The 18,923-nt window shown below is 63.8% G+C and carries 16 protein-coding genes and 1 pseudogene; 2 read left to right on the top strand and 15 right to left on the bottom strand.

Translation table 11 applies throughout. The annotated features are described in order from the left end of the window. Positions 1–64 precede the first annotated feature (64 nt). The 4 genes and pseudogenes from PanNE5_RS23090 to PanNE5_RS18445 form a co-directional block, all read right to left on the bottom strand. A pseudogene (locus PanNE5_RS23090) lies at positions 65–445 on the bottom strand (cyclic nucleotide-binding domain-containing protein); the annotation flags it as partial. A 151-nt stretch (positions 446–596) separates the two neighbouring features. Continuing rightward, on the bottom strand, positions 597–1,241 hold the full coding sequence (locus tag PanNE5_RS18455; RefSeq protein WP_261938568.1) for a response regulator transcription factor: 645 nt from the start codon (positions 1,239–1,241) through the stop codon (positions 597–599). 168 nt (positions 1,242–1,409) lie between these two features. Beyond that, complete coding sequence (locus PanNE5_RS18450; RefSeq protein WP_261938567.1) at positions 1,410–1,877, bottom strand: universal stress protein; 468 nt, start codon at positions 1,875–1,877, stop codon at positions 1,410–1,412. A 4-nt stretch (positions 1,878–1,881) separates the two neighbouring features. Continuing rightward, positions 1,882–2,385 (bottom strand): universal stress protein, encoded by a 504-nt coding sequence (locus PanNE5_RS18445; RefSeq protein WP_017234430.1) that lies wholly within the window; start codon positions 2,383–2,385, stop codon positions 1,882–1,884. 285 nt (positions 2,386–2,670) lie between these two features. Between PanNE5_RS18445 and PanNE5_RS18440 the strand changes: the two genes are divergently transcribed. Both PanNE5_RS18440 and PanNE5_RS18435 read left to right on the top strand, forming a co-directional pair. Then, the gene (locus PanNE5_RS18440; RefSeq protein ID WP_261938566.1) at positions 2,671–4,128 is read left to right on the top strand and encodes an MBL fold metallo-hydrolase RNA specificity domain-containing protein; all 1,458 of its coding nucleotides are present in this window, start codon (positions 2,671–2,673) and stop codon (positions 4,126–4,128) included. Continuing rightward, on the top strand, positions 4,118–4,417 hold the full coding sequence (locus tag PanNE5_RS18435; protein ID WP_017234428.1) for a DUF1488 domain-containing protein: 300 nt from the start codon (positions 4,118–4,120) through the stop codon (positions 4,415–4,417). The genes PanNE5_RS18440 and PanNE5_RS18435 overlap by 11 nt, the downstream gene beginning before the upstream one ends. A 56-nt stretch (positions 4,418–4,473) precedes the next feature. On the opposite strand, the gene PanNE5_RS18430 is transcribed toward PanNE5_RS18435, so the two are convergent. The 11 genes from PanNE5_RS18430 to PanNE5_RS18380 form a co-directional block, all read right to left on the bottom strand. Continuing rightward, positions 4,474–5,502 (bottom strand): zinc-dependent alcohol dehydrogenase, encoded by a 1,029-nt coding sequence (locus tag PanNE5_RS18430; RefSeq protein ID WP_261938565.1) that lies wholly within the window; start codon positions 5,500–5,502, stop codon positions 4,474–4,476. A 40-nt stretch (positions 5,503–5,542) separates the two neighbouring features. Then, on the bottom strand, positions 5,543–6,223 hold the full coding sequence (locus PanNE5_RS18425) for a DUF4286 family protein (RefSeq protein WP_261938564.1): 681 nt from the start codon (positions 6,221–6,223) through the stop codon (positions 5,543–5,545). A gap of 38 nt (positions 6,224–6,261) precedes the next feature. Further along, positions 6,262–7,632: an MFS transporter gene (locus PanNE5_RS18420; RefSeq protein ID WP_261938563.1), complete on the bottom strand. Its 1,371-nt coding sequence runs from the start codon at positions 7,630–7,632 to the stop codon at positions 6,262–6,264. Between the two features lie 25 nt (positions 7,633–7,657). After that, positions 7,658–8,800 (bottom strand): porin, encoded by a 1,143-nt coding sequence (locus PanNE5_RS18415; protein WP_261938562.1) that lies wholly within the window; start codon positions 8,798–8,800, stop codon positions 7,658–7,660. A 187-nt stretch (positions 8,801–8,987) separates the two neighbouring features. Continuing rightward, the gene (locus PanNE5_RS18410; protein WP_261938561.1) at positions 8,988–9,899 is read right to left on the bottom strand and encodes a LysR family transcriptional regulator; all 912 of its coding nucleotides are present in this window, start codon (positions 9,897–9,899) and stop codon (positions 8,988–8,990) included. A gap of 82 nt (positions 9,900–9,981) precedes the next feature. Then, positions 9,982–11,250, bottom strand: coding sequence for an MFS transporter (locus PanNE5_RS18405; RefSeq protein WP_017234422.1), 1,269 nt, complete (start codon positions 11,248–11,250; stop codon positions 9,982–9,984). Between the two features lie 10 nt (positions 11,251–11,260). Continuing rightward, positions 11,261–12,064, bottom strand: coding sequence for a peptidylprolyl isomerase (locus tag PanNE5_RS18400; protein WP_261938560.1), 804 nt, complete (start codon positions 12,062–12,064; stop codon positions 11,261–11,263). A gap of 73 nt (positions 12,065–12,137) precedes the next feature. After that, on the bottom strand, positions 12,138–12,821 hold the full coding sequence (narI, locus tag PanNE5_RS18395) for a respiratory nitrate reductase subunit gamma (protein WP_017234420.1): 684 nt from the start codon (positions 12,819–12,821) through the stop codon (positions 12,138–12,140). 24 nt (positions 12,822–12,845) lie between these two features. After that, positions 12,846–13,571 carry a nitrate reductase molybdenum cofactor assembly chaperone gene (gene narJ, locus PanNE5_RS18390; protein ID WP_261938559.1) on the bottom strand — a complete coding sequence of 242 codons (726 nt, stop codon included), beginning with the start codon at positions 13,569–13,571 and terminating at the stop codon, positions 12,846–12,848. Position 13,572: 1 nt separating this feature from the next. Then, complete coding sequence (gene narH, locus PanNE5_RS18385; RefSeq protein ID WP_017234418.1) at positions 13,573–15,099, bottom strand: nitrate reductase subunit beta; 1,527 nt, start codon at positions 15,097–15,099, stop codon at positions 13,573–13,575. Then, positions 15,096–18,857, bottom strand: a complete 3,762-nt coding sequence (locus PanNE5_RS18380; protein WP_261938558.1) for a nitrate reductase subunit alpha — start codon at positions 18,855–18,857, stop codon at positions 15,096–15,098. Before PanNE5_RS18380 ends, narH begins: the two co-directional genes overlap by 4 nt. Positions 18,858–18,923 lie beyond the last annotated feature (66 nt).

The raw sequence follows: 18,923 nt of genomic DNA, 5'->3' as shown, positions 1-18,923 counted from the left end.
CCGCAACGGCTTCCAGATCCGCGAATTTAATCGCGCAGACCTGGCTATCCTCCAGCGCTACCGCTTCCGACACCTGCCGGCCACTGGCGATGGCGCCCAGCCCAAGCAGCTCCCCGCCCATCATGTACCCCGTGACTTGTTCCCGGCCGTCCGGATGCATGATGACCGTTTTGAACGAGCCCGCACGCACGGCGTACAGATGTTCGAGAGGGTCACCCGGTCGAAACAGCACTTCACCGCGGCGAACGGTACGACGCACCCGGGTCACGCCGTCCAGGCCGCGAGCAGATGCATCGGAAAGGCCTTCCGGCAGGCAGAGCTGACGCAGGAGGCAGGTGCTGCACCGGGGCACACCGTCATCGATATCGTTGAATGCCCGATGCACGCGAATGCTCTGTGCGTAAGCCTCGGGGGCGGGATCGAGCGGGCGGAAGGAAGCATACATGGCGGACTCCGGCGGACTGGCCTGTGCAATCGACGCCTTCAGTATCGGAGACGGACACCGGAAAGAAAATAAGCGCGCGACGCGATCTTCTGTCAGCCGTGATGGCGCTCTGTAGGCCGTGGCTGACAGACCGCGCTGTAAAACCGCCCGGTCAGAGGCTGTCCCGTAACAAATTGTGCTTGATCGCGTAATGGACCAGATCGGTCTGGCTCCTGAGGTCGAGCTTCTGCAACACGCGAGCCTTGTAGGTGCTCACGGTCTTGGCGCTCACGCACAGGGTATCGCCAATATCGCTCACGCTCAGACCCCGTGCCAGCATCAGGAACACATCGAATTCCCGGTCGGACAGGCGCCGATAGCCCGGCGTATCGCCAGCGGCGCTTGCCAGATCCTGTGCGATCCGCTCGGCCATCGCCAGGCTCAGATACACGCCACCGGCAACGACTTTCCTGACGGCGAGCACCAGCTCGGACGGCGCGCTTTCCTTCGTCATATAACCGGCGGCGCCCGCTTTAAGCGCGCGTACGGCGTACTGTTCTTCGCCGTGCATGGTAAGCACGAGAATCGCCAGCCGAGGAAACGAAGCCTTGATCTGCACGATCAAGTCGATGCCGCTACGTCCGGGCATCGAGAGATCCAGCAGCAGCACATCGCAGGGGGTCTGCTCGAGGAGCGCCATCGCTTGTGCGCCATTCGCGGCCTCACCCACAATCTCCAGATTCTCGCTGCCGGCCAGGATGCGCTGCAACCCGGCCCTGACCAACGTGTGATCGTCCGCTACGATAATGCGAGTCATGCCCCGTCCCCTGTGTCGCGTACTGGATTCGGAGGTATCGCCTTCGCGATACGCGCGGGTGTATGAGATAGCATATCCATCCGACCAATTCTACACGCGTGGGCCGTTCGCGATCATTTCGCGTCATGCCGAGCGTCTGCGACCGCGCCGACCGCCACCGACGAACACTCACGCCGCCGCACTGCCCGCGTCGGCCGCAGCCGGGGGAATGAGGATGACGGGACGCTGCGCCTGTCTCGCGCAGTTCTCCGCCACACTCCCCAACGCCAACCGTTGAACCCCGCGTCGGCCGTGCGTGCCGATGACGATCACATCGGCCTGGTCTTCATCGGCCGCCACGTTGATCTGGTGCGCGACATCGCCCCCGAGCGGCAGGAGTTCCCGTATCTCGACGTCACCGTCAACGCCCTCCCCCTTGAGCCGTTGGGTGGCCGTATCGCGAATCGCTTTGCCCTGTAGCCGCATCGCTTCGATAAAGGGAAACGGATCGGCATCGGCCACGTAGGCCACCGGGATGTCCACGACAAACACGACGTGCAGGTGCGCGCCACGCGCCTTGGCGAGCGCCAGCGCATAGTCAAACGCCTTATCGGCCGTGGGGCTGCCGTCGATGGCGACCAGGATACGTTTCAACATGATTTCACCCCTGATCGGTGGCGGTTGCCGCCGTGGACGGGCCTTGCGGCGATGGGGCGGGCCCGGTCACCAACATGACAGGCCGATGCGTTTGGCGAAGCACTTGCTCGGCAACGCTGCCCATCAAGAGCCGCCGCACGCCCTTGCGCCCGTGCGTGCCGAGCACCAGGAGATCGGCGTGCCACCGCTCGGCTTCCCGAATGATGGCGTCGGCAACCGTGCCGCCCCAGGCGCGCAGATCGATGGAGCGCGTGTCGGCCTGGATCCCTTCTTCACGCAGTGTCTTGTAGGTATCGCTCAACGTCTGCTGGTTCTCTGAAATCAAGGCGTCGCGGACCGCTTCCAGATCGATATGAGAGGCGAACGCCGCCTGATAGTGGGCGAAAGGATCGTCGATCACACTGACCGCCCGAACGACGTCGTCGGGCATCGCGAATCGGATGGCTTCATGCAGGGCGCGCCAAGACGTCTCGCTACCGTCCGTGGCAAGCAGGATTCGATGAGGCATTGCGTCGTCCTCACTAAGGTCAATGGGCGAACTCGACGACAGGTCGGGGCACAGCGAGCGCGAAAAACGCGGTAGCAGCGAAGTTCGCGCGCGGGCCGAGTCAACCGTCTGCCATCGTGACGATTACACGGTAGCGGCAGTTAAGCGAGCGATGGGCGAACGCGAACATGGTCCTTGATACACATCAACGTCCACGGCCACGTCGCGGGCTGATCCGGCACCGGCGGACTATCCTGCCAATACCGGGCGCCATGTGGCTTCCCGGACATCGTGCGAGGTGTTTTCATGCAGTTGCGCTTCCTGGGGGCCGCCGGCACCGTGACCGGTTCCAAGACCCTGCTTTCGGCCGCCGGCAGGCAAATTCTGATCGACTGCGGCGCCTTTCAGGGTGTGAAGAATTTGCGCGCTCGCAACTGGGCGGCGCCCGCGTTCGACGTCCAGCGCCTCGACGCCGTGGTGCTCACGCACGCCCATATCGACCATAGCGGTTACCTGCCGGTGCTCGCGCGTTATGGCTACAAGGGTCCGGTCTACTGCACATCCGCAACGCGCGATTTATGCGAGATTCTGCTGCTCGACAGCGCGCGACTCGAGGAAGAACAGGCGGCGTTCGTGAACCGTCACGGAAAATCCAAGCATCAGCCTGCCCTCCCGCTGTTTACCGCTGAAGACGCACACCGCGCGATCGCGCTGCTCAAGCCGCTGCCATTCGATACGCCGTTTCAAGTGTCCCCCGAGATCACGCTGCACTTCTGGCATGCCGGCCATATTCTGGGCGCGGCGATGGCGCAGTTCAATGTCGGTGGCCGGAAGCTGCTGTTTTCGGGCGATCTGGGACGTCAGGACGATCCGATCATGCTGCCCCCGGCAGTTCCCGAGTCACCGGATTTCCTGGTGCTGGAGTCGACGTACGGGGATCGGCTGCACGACCGGACCGATCCCGGTGCGCAACTGGCGGAAATCCTGAACCGAACGTTCGCCCGGGGTGGCACCGTGATCGTGCCGGCGTTTGCCGTCGGTCGTGTGCAGAGCCTGCTTTACTGGATTGCGAAGCAGAAGGCGTCCGGTGGCATTCCGGACGTGCCGGTCTATCTCGATAGCCCCATGGCGATCAATGTCACGAACACTTACGCGGCGCACCGGACCGATCACCGACTGAACCCGGTCGAATGCGCGGAGATGTGTGGCGCGGCGACGTTCGTCTCCGGTGTGGAGCAGTCGAAATGGCTCGATACCCGCGCCGTCCCCTTGGTCATCATTGCGGGGAGCGGCATGGCCACTGGCGGGCGTGTGCTGCACCACCTCAAGGCGATGGCAGGCGACTGGCGCAACACCGTGCTCTTTACCGGCTTCCAGGCGCCCGGCACCCGCGGCGCGACGCTGGTCAGCGGCGGCAGCGAGGTCAAGATCTTCGGTGATTACGTTCATGTGGGTGCCGAAGTCGTGCAGCTCGACACGCTGTCCGCTCATGCCGACTTCAACGAGACGCTCGCCTGGCTTTCGAAATTCGACAAACCGGTCCGGCACATCTTTCTCAATCATGGCGAGCCAGCCGCGTCAGACAGCCTGCGCCGGCGGATTGCGGAGCGCCTTGGCTGGCCTTGCCATGTCGTGGAACCGATGGAACAGGCTTACCTGGAGGGAGACGAAGCCATTCCTGGCCACACCCCCACCGCGATCGGCGAGTCCGACGAACGCCACCGCCGCCCGCGCGCATCCGAGGAGTTGGGTCATGAAGATTGAGTTTCCGCACGTCGCGCCGGCCTATAACGGCGACGACCTGACGATCGAGTTCGCGGCCGATCTTAACCACAAGCGTGTGCTGTGTGCCATCTCCGCCGAGGCGCTGGAGGATCACTTTGGCGCGAAATCGTGCAACGTCGACGATCTGATGGCCGCATTCCGAGCGAACCGACCGGCCATCGAGAAGATGACCGAGCGCTATCTCGGGCTCTGCCTCGGCGCGCCGGTCTTGTTGCGCAGCGGCCATTTTCGCTGGGGCATGGAGTGCCCGCCATCTCGGGATGGCTAGCGTGCCCGAGTCATGCTCGCACGCGCGAGGACTTCGCGCACCTATGCCACCCTGCGTCAGGGAACGAGTACGATCTTGGACCCAATCTTCCGGCGCGCCATCTCGAATCCCTCGATCGCTTGCGCGAGCGGTAGCCGGTGCGTGACCATCGGCAACAGCGAGACATGATTCGCGATAAGGAAGTCGCGCACCTCTTGCCAGGTCGCGCGTGACGCACGGTAGGTCCCACGAATCTGATGGCGCATCCGGACCAGCTTCGCGCCGTCGAAGCTGATCGGCTTGCCGTGAATCCCGCACACCACAAATACGCCCGACGGACGTAGCACGTCGAGACCCGCCTGCACCGCTGCGCCAACGCCCGTCGCTTCGATCACGACGTCGTATTCGCTGCCGCCCAACATCGCGCGCATGGCGCCTTCTTCCGCACCGTCGAGATCCAGTGTCGCGTCGATGCCGAGCGCGCGGGCCGTTGCGAGGCGTTCGGCGTCGTTATGTCCGACGATCGCCACCTGCGCGCCACGGGCCTTCGCCAGCACCGCGATCGCCTGACCGATCGTCCCGGGGCCCATCACCAGCACGCGGTCGCCTGCACGCACTTCCGCCGTCTTGATCGCCGACAGCCCAATGGATAGGGGCTCCGCGAGCGATGCGACACCCGCATCGATCTCCGCCGGAAACGTCAGGCAATTCGCGGCCGGCACCCGTACGCGCGGCGCAAAGGCACCGTCGCGCAGCATGCCGATACCACGGCGGTCGCGGCAATCATCGAGGCGACCGGCGACGCAGCGCTCGCAGACGCCGCATTCGACAGAGGGGATGACGAAGACGGCATCGTCGACGCGCAGCGTGTGGACGTCGGCTCCGAGCGTTGCGATGCGGCCGGCGAATTCGTGGCCTAGCGTCACCGGGAACGCGCCTCGCAGGAAGTCGTAGCCACCCGACCAGTCGTAGATGTGAACGTCGCTGCCGCAGATTCCGGCGGCAGTCACGTCGACAATGACCTCTTGCGCGCTTGGCTGTTCGGGTTCGGGAACATCGCGCCACTCGAGTCCGAAGGCGGCGCTCGCTTTTTGCAGGGCTTTCATTGAGGAACTCCGGAAATCATCGTTCGTTGCCGACGGCGCGTCAGCGGGCACGGCGTAGCGAGTCGTCGACATCTGCGTGAGCAATCGCAAAAATCAGTGAATACACGTCGACGCTGGGGGGCTGCGAGGCCGACAGCGCGTCGGTCACCAAACCACGAATGGCCGAGCCCAAGGTGCCGGCGGCCTGCAGGTCTTCCGTCTCGATGAGCAGGACGTGCGTAGGCATCTCGACCACGGTCCAGCGAGCGAACGCATTCGGCTGCGCGGGGAAGACCGCCCCCAGGTGGGCGGCGACTGCGCCGTCGAGCGCGGCGCAGGCGGTAATCAACTCGGCTACGGCGGGTGCCGCCGGCGCTGCGGCGCGAATTCGGACGCACGCGAGCGCGCCCCCTGTGCCGCGCCCTGCCGAGCCGAGTGTGCGGCACGGCGCCCGCAGAACGTGCGTCAACGTGTCGCGCATATTGGCAGACCACGGTGTCGGCGCATCGATCACGTTCAGATAGGCTTGCGACGCGAACACTTCGGGAGCCGTCACGCCATAGGCGGTGAAGTATTCCCGTTGCCCCGACGCCGCGTGCCGGTAGCGTCGCCCTTCGATGAAGCCGTCGATGCCGACGCGTTCCGGCACATGCTCGCGCATGTGCCAGCGGTTGTATTCCTGCGCATGCTGGGGCGCAACGTCATTCCAGAGCGCCAGAAACGCCGGGCCGGGAAATACCATGAGTCGTTTGTCCAGTTGTCGATAAAGGGGCCGCGCGTTCAGCGCGTCACGGGCGTCAGCACCGGTACCGGCTCGCGCCGGAGCGGTGGCATCGCAAACATGCAGCAGGCGGCAAGCAAGGCGGGAATACCGACGATCAGGAACAGCACGGGATACGCCATGCCTGAACCGAGCAATACGCCGCCGATGCTGGAGCCCAGCATCGAGCCGAAGCGACCGATGCCCGTCGCCCAGGCCACGCCCGTGGCGCGGTTCGCCGTCGGGTAATACGTCGCCGCGAGGCCGTTGAGGCCAACCTGCGTGCCGCTGATGCAAACACCCGCCAGGTATACGAGCGGCGCGAGCACGGCAACTTTGCCGAATGTCTGGCCGACACAAATCACGGTGACGAAGGCCACGGCATAGGCCACGCCCAGTACGCGTGTCGGCTTGGCACTGTCCATGACGCGTCCCAGCAGCAAACCGCCGGTCGTACCGCCGATGGACCACAGCGCGGTGATGAGTGCCGCGTTGCGCATGGAGCCACCGGCGTTGGTGATGATGGTCGGCAGCCAGCTTGCCATCAAGTACAGCACGGACAGTCCCATGAAGAAGGTCGCCCACAACAGCAACGTGCCGCGCGCATAAGGCGCCACCAGCAACTCGCGCACCGGCGAGCGGCTCGGCTTCGTCTCAAGGGCAACGAAGGTCGTCTGCAACGTCACGTCATCGGGCGCGATTCGGCGTCCAAGCGCGCGGAGGCGCTCCTGCTCATGCGGGCGGCGCAGTGCGAGAAAACGCATCGACTCGGGCAGCAGCGCCCACAAGACCGGCAACAACAACAGCGGCAACACGCCACCCACGAGCACCATGGCATGCCAGCCGTGCCGATCGATGATCTGCGAGGCCACCACGCCGCCGAAGGCGGACCCCATCGAGTTGCCGCACATCATCAGGGTGATGATGGACAGCTTGCGCTTGCCCGACGCGTACTCGGCCGTGAGCGTGACGGCAGCAGGCGAAGCTCCCCCGATGCCCGCGCCGGCGACGAAGCGCAGGATCGACAGTTCGGTAACGTTCGTTGCGAACAGTGTCGCCAACGTCGCCAGGCCGAAGGTGGCGACCGACGCGAGCAACACGAGCCGGCGACCGCGCCGGTCGGCTAGCGGTCCGAACACCAGTGAGCCGGCCATCATGCCGAGCAGCGCCGACAGAAAGATCGGTGAGAGTTGCGCGACCGACAGGCCCCATTCGCGCCGCACCGAAGGCGCGATGTACGCCGCCAGTCCGATGTCGATGCCGTCAATGGCGACAATCAGAAAGCACAGGGCGACGACGCGCCACTGCAGCCGCGACATTCGGCGTCCATCGAGGAACGACTGAAGATCGAGCGGCGAATGGGCGTTCGGAAGGTGAGTAGTCTTTGACATGCGAGTTCAGGCCCCTTCGATATCGTCAGAACAGCTTGCGCAATCCGACGCGCACGGCCAATTGGTTGGGGGTTGTCGACGCGTTCAACCCGAAGATGTCGGCCACGGCGGCCTTGCCCGTTGAATCGTGCCCGCTTGCGTGCTGCCAGACGAGAATTCCGTAAACGTAGGTGGTCTTGGAGAAATTGTAGGCGGCCCCGCCTTCGACGGACTGATAATGCCCACCCGGCGCGAAGCTGTACTGGTAACCGACGCCAGCCATTGTGTTCGCCGAGAGGTTGTAGCCGTAGTTGATCTGATAGTTGTTGAAGACAGCGTTGGGCGGTGCCGATGGGTTGGCCGCAGTGCGCACGATGTCGAGAAAGCGCACGTTCTCGTACATGGCCGAGACCTGCGAACGACCCCACGTGTATTTCGCCCCACCGCCGACGACCTGCTGGCTCGTGGCCGTGACGTAGTTCTGGAAGATCGGGTTGGTGACCGGGTTGCTATAGGCGGCACCGGGCTGTGCCGCACTCGTCGCGCCGAAGATCGACGTGCCGGGGGTGCGCATGTTCATGTACGCACCGCTGATCAACAGGCCACCGTTCGTGTACGAAGCGCCGGCGCCGTACGTCCGGTCTTTGGCAAAATCGCCCGCCGCATTCCCGAACGAGAACATCGTGCTGAATTTCAGACCGCCGTAGGTCTGACTCTCGTATTTGACGACGTTATTGATCTTGTTGTAATTCCACGAGCCGTCGATGTCGCCCAACGTCGCGCCAAGTCCCCCGGCAAACATGAACGAGGTGGACAGCGGTACGAAGTAGTCGTTGGTCATCGAGTACTGATGACCGATGGTCAGCGTACCGAGTCGCGCGTCGGACAGACCGACGAACGCCTGACGCCCGAACAACGTGTTGGCCGGTTGCGCGGTGCCGTTCATGATGTTGAAGCCGGCTTCGAGCGTGAAGATGGCCGACAGGCCACCCCCGAGATTTTCGACACCCCGCAAGCCAAACTTGTCACCGGCGCGCCCGCCACTCGCGGCCTGCCAGGCCGAGCTGCCGCCAGTGTTGTTCACGTAGGTCATGGCGGCGTCGACCGCGCCATAGAGTGTGACGTTGCTTTGCGCAAACGCGCTCAGCGAGCATGCCGCGAGCGGCAGACAAGCGATCCAGTGCTTCAAGGTTGTCTCCTATATCTCTTATTTTCTGTCGGATGTCGCCGGGCATCGGGCATGCCGTACACCGGTCGGCCAGATCATGGCCGAACGGGGCGCGCAGACATAGCAGCGGAGTGGAAGTTCAGAACACGCGATTTGGAAATAATCGCGCAGCGCCCTCAGGGCGAGGCAAGCGACACGGCGGCGGGGCTCACAGGTCGGTCCCTTGCGCCTTCAGCCTCGCCAGTCCTTCGACGAGAAAATCCAGCAGCGCATGGAACAGTTTGGGATTGTGATGGTTCGCTGGACGCAACACCTTGATCCAGTAGTCGGGCAGTCCGAACCCCGGAAGAATCTGCACCAGCCGACCCGCCAGAACGCTGTCGCGCGCCCGATAGCGCGGCAGGATCGCCACGCCCATGCCGTCGACGCAGGCATTGTGCATGGCGTCGATGTCGTTGGTCGCGAAGCCACCGTCGACAGTGACCTGGATGTCGCCGGCACGCGCATCGGTAAACGTCCACGTGCGCACGGTGTTCTGATACGAGTAGAGCAGGCAGCGATGGCCGGGCAAGTCGGACGGATGCTCGGGGGTGCCTTGGTGCGCCAGATAATCGGGCGACGCGTAGACGTGACGCTTGAACGGACACAAGGGGAATGCTTCGACGCCCTCGTAGGTCACGGGCAGGCCCGTGATCACGAAATCGAAGTTCTCGAGCACGGGGTCGACGGCGCGGTTGGCCAGTTGCAGCTCGATGCTGGCTTTGGGATGAGACAGGAAGAACGCGTTGAGCAGCCTGCCGAGGAAGTGGTTAGTAAACGATGCAGGCGCCTTGACGCGCAAACGCCCGCCAAGCGAGAGCTCATCGACCACGGCGCGTTCGGACAGTCGCTCGTAGGCGGCCAGGAATTCGCGCGCTGCGCCCAGCATGTCGCGTCCCGAGGCCGTCAGGGCGAGGCTGCGGGTGGTGCGCTGGAAAAGCAGCACCTTGAGCTCTTTTTCCAGCGCACTGACCCGCTTGGTCACCACCGGCGCCGACACGTCGAGCCTGCGCGCGGCCGCGGTGAAGCTGCCCATGTCGGCCACCGCGAGGAACGCTCGCACGTTCTCTACACTATCCATCGCTCCATACCTCTCATCTTCTTATGGAGGTGAATTGTATAGATAGCCGCTCCCGTCGCCCACGAACGCCACCCCTGCCCGCCTACATCACCCTCGCGCGTCGCACTTCAGAGATATAAATCAGGATCAGCGAGACCCAAACGACGCCATAAAGGAGCATGAAACAACTCGAGCGAATCTTGACGATGTCGAGCAGCGCGCCGAACAGGATCGGCAGCAGGAACCCGCCCAGGCCACCCGCCAACCCCACGATACCGGTCACGACGCCCATGTTCTCGGGAAACTCGTCCGCCACGTACTTGAACGTCGAGGCCATCCCGAAAGCGAACACGGCACCCAGCACGAACGCGAGCATCACGAAGCCCACCACGGATACGCTGATGTGGAACGTTTGCGGTCCCTGGATCGTGTAGATCACGAAATCGGTCTTCGGATACGACAGGAGGAACAGGCAGATCCAAGCCACCCACAGGCACCACCACGTGACCGCGTGCGCGCCGAACTTGTCGGCGAGCACGCCACCGACCGCGCGCAGCACCGAGCCGGGCAGCGAAAAACCGGCCGCCACCGCCGCGGCCATCACCACTGTCATGCCGTATTCGGCCTTGAGATACTGGGGAATCCACAGCGACAACGCCGTGAACCCGCCGAAGGTGATCGAGTAGTACTGACACAACCGCCATACGCGTGCATTGCTCAGAACCTTGAACGACGCCAGGATCGAACCGCCCTTCTTCCCCGCGCCCGGGTCTGGCGCGGACGCCAGCCAGAAGATCACTGCCGTGACGAGCAGCACGACCGCATAGATGCGTGGGACCGCACGCCAGCCGTACGCCGCCTCCAAGCTCGGCGTGATGAACAGGTTGACGGCCGCCCCCGCCGTGCCTGCCCCGAAAAAGCCCATCGCGAATCCGCGCCTGTCCGGCGGGAAGAAGCGCGCGACATAGGGTGTACCGACGGCGAACGACGCGCCCACGCACCCAAGAAATAGCCCGATAACGAGGAATTGCCACAACTGCGTCGCGTAGCTGACGACATACACGGGAATCGCGCACGTCACCAGCAACACGGTCATCACGAGGCGCCCGCCAAAGCGGTCCGTCCAGATCCCGAGCGGCAGGCGCATCACTGCGCCAGTCAGCACCGGCGTCGCCGTGAGCAGACCGAATTCTGTGCTGTTCAGGCCAAGGTCCTCGCGCAACTGGATGCCCAGCACGCCGAACATCATCCAGACCACGAAACAGACGAGAAATGCGAACGTACTCGCGAACAACACCGAGTACGCCTTGGCGCCCGGCGCGGGCAGATTGCCGGCAACCGATGGCGATGCGGCAACGCGTGCGATATCCATCCCTTCTCCTTTATTGGACCAGCGGCCCGTCGGCGCTCGCAAACGTCACGCCTTCCAGGTCGGCTTGCGCGGCCAGCAGTTGCACGTACTGACGCGTGGCGCGCAGGCGCACCTGCGCCGTTAGCATCGTGGCGATGTCGTCCTGGACGGCTTCGAACGGAATCAGCGCACCCGGCACCCGGTGATCGATTCGCACCAGATGAAAGCCGAAGCGGGTTTTGATCAGCCGCGGCAGAACGCCGATCTCGTCCGAACCGAAAATGCCTTGCGCGAACTCCGGCACGCAGCTAGTGCGCTCGAGCTGGCCAAGGCTGCCGCCCACCTGCGCGGACGGACAGTTCGACCGCTCCGCCGCCATCGTTTCGAACTGGTCGGGCGCTTGCAGGATCGCGTTGAGCGTATCTTCCGCCTTGGCGCGCACCAGCGCGAGCGGTGCCCGACCGGTCACACCGAACAGAATATGGCTGGCGTGCACCAGTTCGCCGCTGGTGAAGCGATCGCGATGCTGCTCGTAATAACGATGCGATTCCTCGGCGGTGGCCACGGGCGTCGCGACTTCCTTCGCGAACACCGCATCGGCCATCGCATCGGGCCGGTCGGCGTCGATGGGCAGCCCCAACTCGACGGCACGCTGGCGCACCAACTCGCGGATCGCGAGCGCGTAGCGGGCCATCGTCTCGGCATCGGCCGTCGGATCGGCGCCGGCGATCGGCGCGTCGGCAAGTTCTGCCGCCGCCTCGTCGATGGCGCTCGTGGGGATCTCGACACCGTTCACGCGCAGCGGCGCGCGGGCATCTGCCAACAAGGTTTGCATGTTGAGGGTCCTTGGCCGTAGGGACGTTATTCGACGCTTATCGACGTTCAGGTGCAACCATTAACGCCGCGCCTCAGCGCTTGCGCACCAATTGATACGGGCGGATCAAATAGACCACGGACGCCAGACCGCTCCAGATGTGCACCATGCGCGTGAACGGCGATACGAGGAAGATCGTGAAGCCGAGCGCGATATGCGCGCGATAGGTCAGCGGCACGCCTTCAAGCAAGGTCGCCACGCCCGGCTGGAATGTCACGATGCCTTTCACGTAATCGGTCAGTTGCTCGAACATCGCGCCGTCCATGTGCCGCATGGAGAGCAACACCGTGCCGAGTCCGAGCGCGAGCTGAATCCAGAGCATGAACACGATGACAATGTCCCACGTGCGGCTCGTGGCACGCACGCGCGGCGTGCCGATGCGACGGGCGATGAGGATCGTCAGGCCGATGATGGCCACCACGCCCGCGGCTCCGCCACCCACCATCGCGATCAACTGGTGCTGCGACGCGTTCAGGAACGGCGAAACGAGCCAGTGCGGCGCCAGGAATCCGGCGAAATGCCCGGCCACGACGACCAGCACGCCCCAGTGAAACATATTGCTGCCCAGGCGCAGCATGCCGTGCTTGAGCAATTGCGACGAATCGCTCTTCCACGAATACTGCTCGCGGTCGAAGCGGATCAGGCTGCCGATGAGCAGCACCGTCAGGCAAATGTACGGATAGATGCCAAACAGAAACTGATGAAAGAAAGCTTGCATGGTCACACTCCTTGCTTTCCGAACTCAGCGCCCGGGACGGCGCGCATGGAACTGAATCGGTTCACCGACGGTATTGCCCTGCCCGCTCGGATGGCCCGCGCCCATGAAGCGCACCGGGGCATCCTGATAGCTGGCGTCGATGGCATCGTAGTCCGCCGCACGCGGAATATGCGACGCATCGTCGACGTGTTCGGGCGGCGTCTGCGTCTCGCGCTGCACCGTGGTTGCACCGCTCAGCCAGAGCAGCGCGCGCGTGAGTCCGGCATAGGGCGATCCGCGTTTGGCGAGCCCGGCATCGATGGCCTGCAGGAGATGCTCGATGTCCTTCAGACGCGCCAAGCCTTCCGACTCCGGCAGGACCCCGACGTATTCGAGAAACGCGGGCAGATAGTCGGGCAGTTCGCCGGGCGCCAGATAGATGCCGCTGCGCTCGTAGGTCTGCATGAGGTCGACCATCGCCTGCCCGCGATCGCGCGACTCGCCGTAGACGTGTTCGAACAGGTAGAGCGACGTCACGCGGCCACGGTCGAACTGCGCCACGTAGTTCTCCTGCAACGTGAGCAAATCGCGCTCGCGCCAGTAGGCAAAGAACGCGTCGAGCTCACGCCGCGCGGCGCCGCCAATGCGCGGACTGCCCAGCAGCGTCTGCTCGATCTCGGGCAATGCGAGAGCCACTTCGTCGTCCGGGTAATGCAGCAGTGCGCCGAGCAGGCGGCACTGCAAGCCGAGGGGGGTATCGGAGGCGGACATTTCAAATCTCCTGAATCGGGATGGTCCGCTTGTTCTTCTTGACCGGGTTGAACAGGTTGCCTGTGTCGTTGCCCGACGAGCATCCGTTGCCGAACGAAAAACCGCATTCGCCATGCATGTCGAACGTGTTCTCGGCGTATTCGCGATGGGCCGTCGGAATCACGAACCGGTCTTCGTAGTTGGCAATCGCCAGATACCGGTACATCGACTCCACCTGAGCGACGGAGAGACCCGCCTGGGCCAGCACGTCGTCGGCCTGAACGCCGTCGACGTGCCGTGCGCGCATGAACGCGCGCATGGCGAGCAGGCGCTCAAGGGCTAGCTTCACCGGGGCTTCGTCGCCGGCGGTCAGCAAATTCGCGAGATAGCGCAGCGGAATGCGCAGCGACGCCACGTCGGGCAGCGCGCCGTTCATGCCGAGATCGCCGCTGTTGGCCGCGGCGTTGATCGGCGAGAGCGGCGGCACGTACCAGACCATCGGCAGGGTGCGATATTCCGGGTGCAGCGGGAACGCGATGCGCCAGTCGACCGCCATCTTGTAGACCGGTGACGCCTTGGCGCCTTCGATCCACGCGTCGGGCACGCCGTCGAGCCTGGCCTGCGCGATCACCGCCGGATCGTTGGGGTCCAGGAAGACCGACAATTGCGACTCGTACAGGTCTTTCTCGTCGGCAACACCCGCCGCCTCGCTGATGCGGTCGGCGTCATAGAGCAGCACACCGAGATAGCGAATGCGGCCCACGCACGTCTCCGAGCAGACGGTCGGCTGCCCCGCTTCGATGCGCGGGTAGCAGAAGATGCACTTCTCGGCCTTGCCGCTGTGCCAGTTGTAGTAGATCTTCTTGTACGGGCAACCCGACACGCACATGCGCCAGCCGCGGCACTTGTCCTGATCGACGAGCACGATACCGTCCTCCTCGCGCTTGTAGATCGAGCCCGAGGGGCACGATGCGACACACGCCGGGTTCAGGCAGTGTTCGCACAGGCGCGGCAGGTACATCATGAAGGTGTTCTCGAACTGGCCGTAGATGTCCTTCTGCACTGCTTCGAAGTTGTAGTCCTGCGAGCGTTTGGCGAACTCGCCGCCGAGAATCTCTTCCCAGTTCGGTCCCCACTCGATCTTTTCCATGCGCTCGCCGGTGACCAGTGAGCGCGGCCGCGCCACCGGCATGGCTTTCGCATCCGAGGCGGTCTGCAGATGACCGTAGTCGAATGTGAACGGCTCGTAGTAATCGTCGATCTCCGGCAGATGCGGATTGGCGAAAATGCTGGCGAGCAGCTTGAGCTTGCCACCCTGCAGAGGTTCGAGCTTGCCGTTGGCCTTGCGCGTCCAGCCGCCGCGCCAGCGTTTCTGGTTCTCCCAGTCTTTCGGATAGCCGATGCCCGGCTTGGTCTCGACGTTGTTGAACCAGGCGTATTCCATGCCTTCGCGGCTCGTCCAGACGTTCTTGCACGTAATCGAACAGGTATGGCAGCCGATGCACTTGTCCAGATTGAGCACCATGGCAATCTGCGCACGCACTTTCATTGGCGTTCTCCGGTCGGGGGCACGAGCACCTGGTCGGCGGTATCGTCGAGCCAGTCGATACGATTCATCTTGCGCACTACCAGGAATTCGTCGCGGTTCGAGCCGACAGTGCCGTAGTAGTTGAAGCCGTACGAAAGCTGGGCGTACCCGCCGATCATATGGGTCGGCTTGACGCTGATGCGCGTGACCGAATTGTGAATGCCGCCGCGCGTGCCGGTGATCTCCGAGCCCGGCGTATTCACGATCTTCTCCTGCGCGTGGTACATCATCACGGCCCCGCTTGGAATCCGCTGACTCACCACGGCACGGGCGCACAACGCCCCGTTCGCGTTGAAGCACTCGATCCAGTCGTTGTCCACGATGTCCAACTCGCGCGCGTCGGCCTCCGACATCCATACGATCGGTCCGCCGCGCGACATGGTCAGCATCAGCAAGTTGTCGGTGTAGGTGCTGTGGATGCCCCACTTCTGGTGCGGCGTGAGGAAGTTGAGCACCTTTTCGGGATTGCCGTTGCTGCGCTGGCCGAGCATGTGCGCATAGCTGCCCGTGTCGATGGGCGGCTTGTAGACGCACAGCGATTCGCCGAACGCCCGCATCCACGGATGGTCCTGGTAGAGCTGCTGACGTCCGCTCAACGTGCGCCAAGGCACGAGTTCATGGACATTGACGTAACCGGCGTTATACGACACGTGCTCCGATTCGATCCCGCTCCAGGTGGGCGACGAAATGATCTTGCGTGGCTGGGCCTGAATATCGCGGAAGCGGATCTTCTCGTCGGCGCGGGCTTCGGCGAGATGCTTGTGCGACAGGCCGGTAACTTTCGTGAGTGCCTGCCAAGCCCGCACGGCCACCTCGCCATTGGTCTCGGGCGCCAGCGTGAGAATGACCTCGGCGGCGTCGAGCGCCGACTCGATGCGCGGCCTGCCGTTCGACACCCCGGCCTCCGAGACCTTGTAATTGAGCTGCCCGAGCAGGTCGATCTCCTCGTGCGTCTCCCACTGAATGCCCTTGCCGCCGTTGCCGAGCGAATCCATCAACGGGCCGAGCGACGTGAATTTACGGTAGGTGTTCGGATAGTCGCGCTTGACGACGACCACGCCTTGCGCGGTCTTGCCCGGCACCGGGTCACACTGCCCCGCGCCCCAGTCCTTCACCTCATACGGCTGCGCGAGTTCGCCGGGGGCATCGTGCGCAATGGGCGCGAGCACCACGTCCGTCTCGTTGCCGAGATGGCCGTCGCACAATTCGGAGAAGCGCTTCGCGATGCCCTTGAAGATCTCCCAGTCGCTGCGCGCCTGCCACGCCGGATCGACGGCGGCCGAGAGCGGGTGAATGAACGGATGCATGTCGGACGTGTTCAGATCGTCCTTCTCGTACCACGTGGCGGTGGGCAGCACGATGTCGGAATACATGCATGTGGTGGACATCCGGAAGTCCAGCGTCACGAGCAGGTCAAGCTTTCCCTTGGGCGCTTCGTCGCGCCATTTGACTTCTTCCGGACGGGCACCGTGGCTCTTGCCGATGTCTTCGCCCTGCACGCCGTGCGTGGTGCCCAGCAGGTGCTTCAGGAAGTACTCATGCCCCTTGCCTGACGACCCGAGCAGATTCGAGCGCCACACGAACAGATTGCGCGGGAAGTTGTCGGGGTGATCCGGGTCGGTACACGCCATGCGCAGCGTGCCGTCCTTGAGGGCGTTCGCCACATACTGGCCCGCCTTCGACGGGTCGGGCAGCGAGCGGCCGACATCGAGCGGATTGGTCTGCAGTTGAGGCGCCGTCGGCAGCCAGCCCATGCGCTCGGCGCGCACGTTGTAATCGATGGGGCGTCCGTGGAACGGGGTCTTGTCCGCCAGCGGCGAGAGCAGACCCGACGGATCGCTGTTGTCGTAACGCCACTGGTCCGTGTGCGCATAGAAGTACGACGTTGCGTTCATCTGGCGCGGCGGGCGGTGCCAGTCGAGCCCGAACGCAAGCGGCGTCCAGCCCGTTTGCGGGCGGAGCTTTTCCTGGCCGACATAGTGCGACCAGCCGCCGCCGGATTTCCCGATGCATCCGCACATCACCAGCATATTGATGATCGCGCGGTACGACATATCCATGTGGAACCAGTGATTGATACCGGCCCCGATGATGACCATCGACTTGCCCTGCGTCTTGTGCGCGTTCTCGGCGAACTGGCGGGCCACCGAAATCACGTCTTCCCGCTTGACGCCGGTGATCGCTTCCTGCCACGCCGGGGTGTAGGGCACATCGTCGTCGTAGGTGTGGGCGATGTGTTCGCCGCCGAGGCCCTGATCGAGCCCGTAGTTCGCGATGAACAGGTCGTAGACGGTTGCCACCAGCACTTCGCCTTCGGTGGTCTGGATGCGGCGCACACCGACATTGCGGCGCTGCACGGAGGCGTGCGACGTGCAGGTGAAATGCGCATGAGGCTGGTTGCCGAAATAGGGAAAGAGCACGGGCACGACCTCGTCGTGGCCCTTCACCAGCGTGAGGCACGGCTGGATGGGCTTGCCATCGGGGCCCTCTTCGCGCAGGTTCCACTTCCCCTGGTTGGCGTCGTCGCCCTGTGCCCAGCGATAACCGATCGAGCCGACCGGCGCGACGAAATCACCGCCCAGCTCATCGATCACGACCGTCTTCCAGTCGGCGTTGTGCGGTTGGCCCAGCGCGCCGTCGAAGTCGGCCGCGCGCAGTTGGCGCTCCGGCACGTAGCCGTCGCCCTGCTTGACCATCCGAACGAGACACGGCATGTCCGTGAAGCGTCGGCAGTAGTCGATGAAGTAATCGCTCTTGCCGGCCAGATGAAACTCGTTGAGGATCACGTGTCCCATGGCGAGCGCCAGCGCGGCATCGGTGCCCTGCTTCGGATGCAGCCACAGGTCACCGAACTTCGCCCCTTCCGCGTAGTCGGGGAAAATCGACACGATCTTGGTGCCCTTGTAGCGCACCTCGGTCATGAAGTGGGCGTCCGGCGTGCGCGTCTGCGGCACGTTCGAGCCCCACATCACAATGAACGTCGAGTTGTACCAGTCGGCCGACTCAGGCACGTCCGTCTGCTCGCCCCACGTTTGCGGCGAGGCCGGCGGCAGATCGCAGTACCAGTCGTAGAAGCTCAGGCAGACGCCGCCAATCAGCGACAGATAACGCGCGCCCGCGGCATACGACACCATCGACATCGCCGGAATCGGCGAAAAGCCGGTGACGCGATCCGGGCCATAGCGCTTGACCGTGTAGACATTGGCGGCGGCAACGATCTCATTGACCTCGTCCCACGAGGCACGCACAAAGCCACCGAGGCCGCGACGGGCCTGATAGGCACGGCGTGACGCCTCGTTTTCCACGATGGAGGCCCACGCCTCGACCGGCGCGAGCGACTTGCGCGCGTCGCGCCAGCGCGACACGAGTGCGCTGCGCACGAGCGGATACTTGAGACGATTGGCGCTGTAGAGATACCAGGAGTACGATGCGCCGCGCGAGCAGCCACGTGGCTCATGGTTCGGCATGTCAGGGCGTGTGCGGGGGTAATCGGTCTGCTGCGTTTCCCAAGTGACGATGCCGCCTTTGACATACACCTTCCAGGAGCAGGACCCGGTGCAATTGACCCCGTGCGTCGAGCGCACGATCTTGTCGAATTGCCAGCGTTGACGGTAAGCGTCTTCCCAGTGGCGGTCTTCATCGGTCGTGGCGCCGTGCCCCTCGGAGAACTGGGGACGTGAAGACGTGAAAAAACGAAGACGGTCAACGAAATGACTCATGGCGTTTCCCTGGCATGAGTCGGCGCAAGACTGCGCCGACAGGCGAGCGAAAGCGGGAACGCCACA

The organism is Pandoraea sp. NE5 (assembly GCF_024363545.1).
Classification (GTDB): Bacteria; Pseudomonadota; Gammaproteobacteria; order Burkholderiales; family Burkholderiaceae; genus Pandoraea; species Pandoraea cepalis.
Note: the sequence above shows the minus strand (reverse complement) of the source record. Positions and strands in the feature narration are given on the sequence as shown.

Bases quoted from the DNA above. Each gene is read 5' to 3' on its own strand.
- PanNE5_RS18455 (WP_261938568.1), bottom strand. From the start codon at position 1,241: ATGACTCGCATTATCGTAGCGGACGATCACACGTTGGTCAGGGCCGGG.
- narI (WP_017234420.1), bottom strand. From the start codon at position 12,821: ATGCAAGCTTTCTTTCATCAGTTTCTGTTTGGCATCTATCCGTACATT.
- PanNE5_RS18425 (WP_261938564.1), bottom strand. From the start codon at position 6,223: ATGGTATTTCCCGGCCCGGCGTTTCTGGCGCTCTGGAATGACGTTGCG.
- PanNE5_RS18430 (WP_261938565.1), bottom strand. From the start codon at position 5,502: ATGAAAGCCCTGCAAAAAGCGAGCGCCGCCTTCGGACTCGAGTGGCGC.
- narJ (WP_261938559.1), bottom strand. From the start codon at position 13,571: ATGTCCGCCTCCGATACCCCCCTCGGCTTGCAGTGCCGCCTGCTCGGC.
- PanNE5_RS18435 (WP_017234428.1), top strand. From the start codon at position 4,118: ATGAAGATTGAGTTTCCGCACGTCGCGCCGGCCTATAACGGCGACGAC.
- PanNE5_RS18445 (WP_017234430.1), bottom strand. From the start codon at position 2,385: ATGCCTCATCGAATCCTGCTTGCCACGGACGGTAGCGAGACGTCTTGG.
- PanNE5_RS18420 (WP_261938563.1), bottom strand. From the start codon at position 7,632: ATGTCAAAGACTACTCACCTTCCGAACGCCCATTCGCCGCTCGATCTT.
- PanNE5_RS18440 (WP_261938566.1), top strand. From the start codon at position 2,671: ATGCAGTTGCGCTTCCTGGGGGCCGCCGGCACCGTGACCGGTTCCAAG.
- PanNE5_RS18410 (WP_261938561.1), bottom strand. From the start codon at position 9,899: ATGGATAGTGTAGAGAACGTGCGAGCGTTCCTCGCGGTGGCCGACATG.
- PanNE5_RS18400 (WP_261938560.1), bottom strand. From the start codon at position 12,064: ATGCAAACCTTGTTGGCAGATGCCCGCGCGCCGCTGCGCGTGAACGGT.
- PanNE5_RS18405 (WP_017234422.1), bottom strand. From the start codon at position 11,250: ATGGATATCGCACGCGTTGCCGCATCGCCATCGGTTGCCGGCAATCTG.
- PanNE5_RS18380 (WP_261938558.1), bottom strand. From the start codon at position 18,857: ATGAGTCATTTCGTTGACCGTCTTCGTTTTTTCACGTCTTCACGTCCC.
- narH (WP_017234418.1), bottom strand. From the start codon at position 15,099: ATGAAAGTGCGTGCGCAGATTGCCATGGTGCTCAATCTGGACAAGTGC.
- PanNE5_RS18450 (WP_261938567.1), bottom strand. From the start codon at position 1,877: ATGTTGAAACGTATCCTGGTCGCCATCGACGGCAGCCCCACGGCCGAT.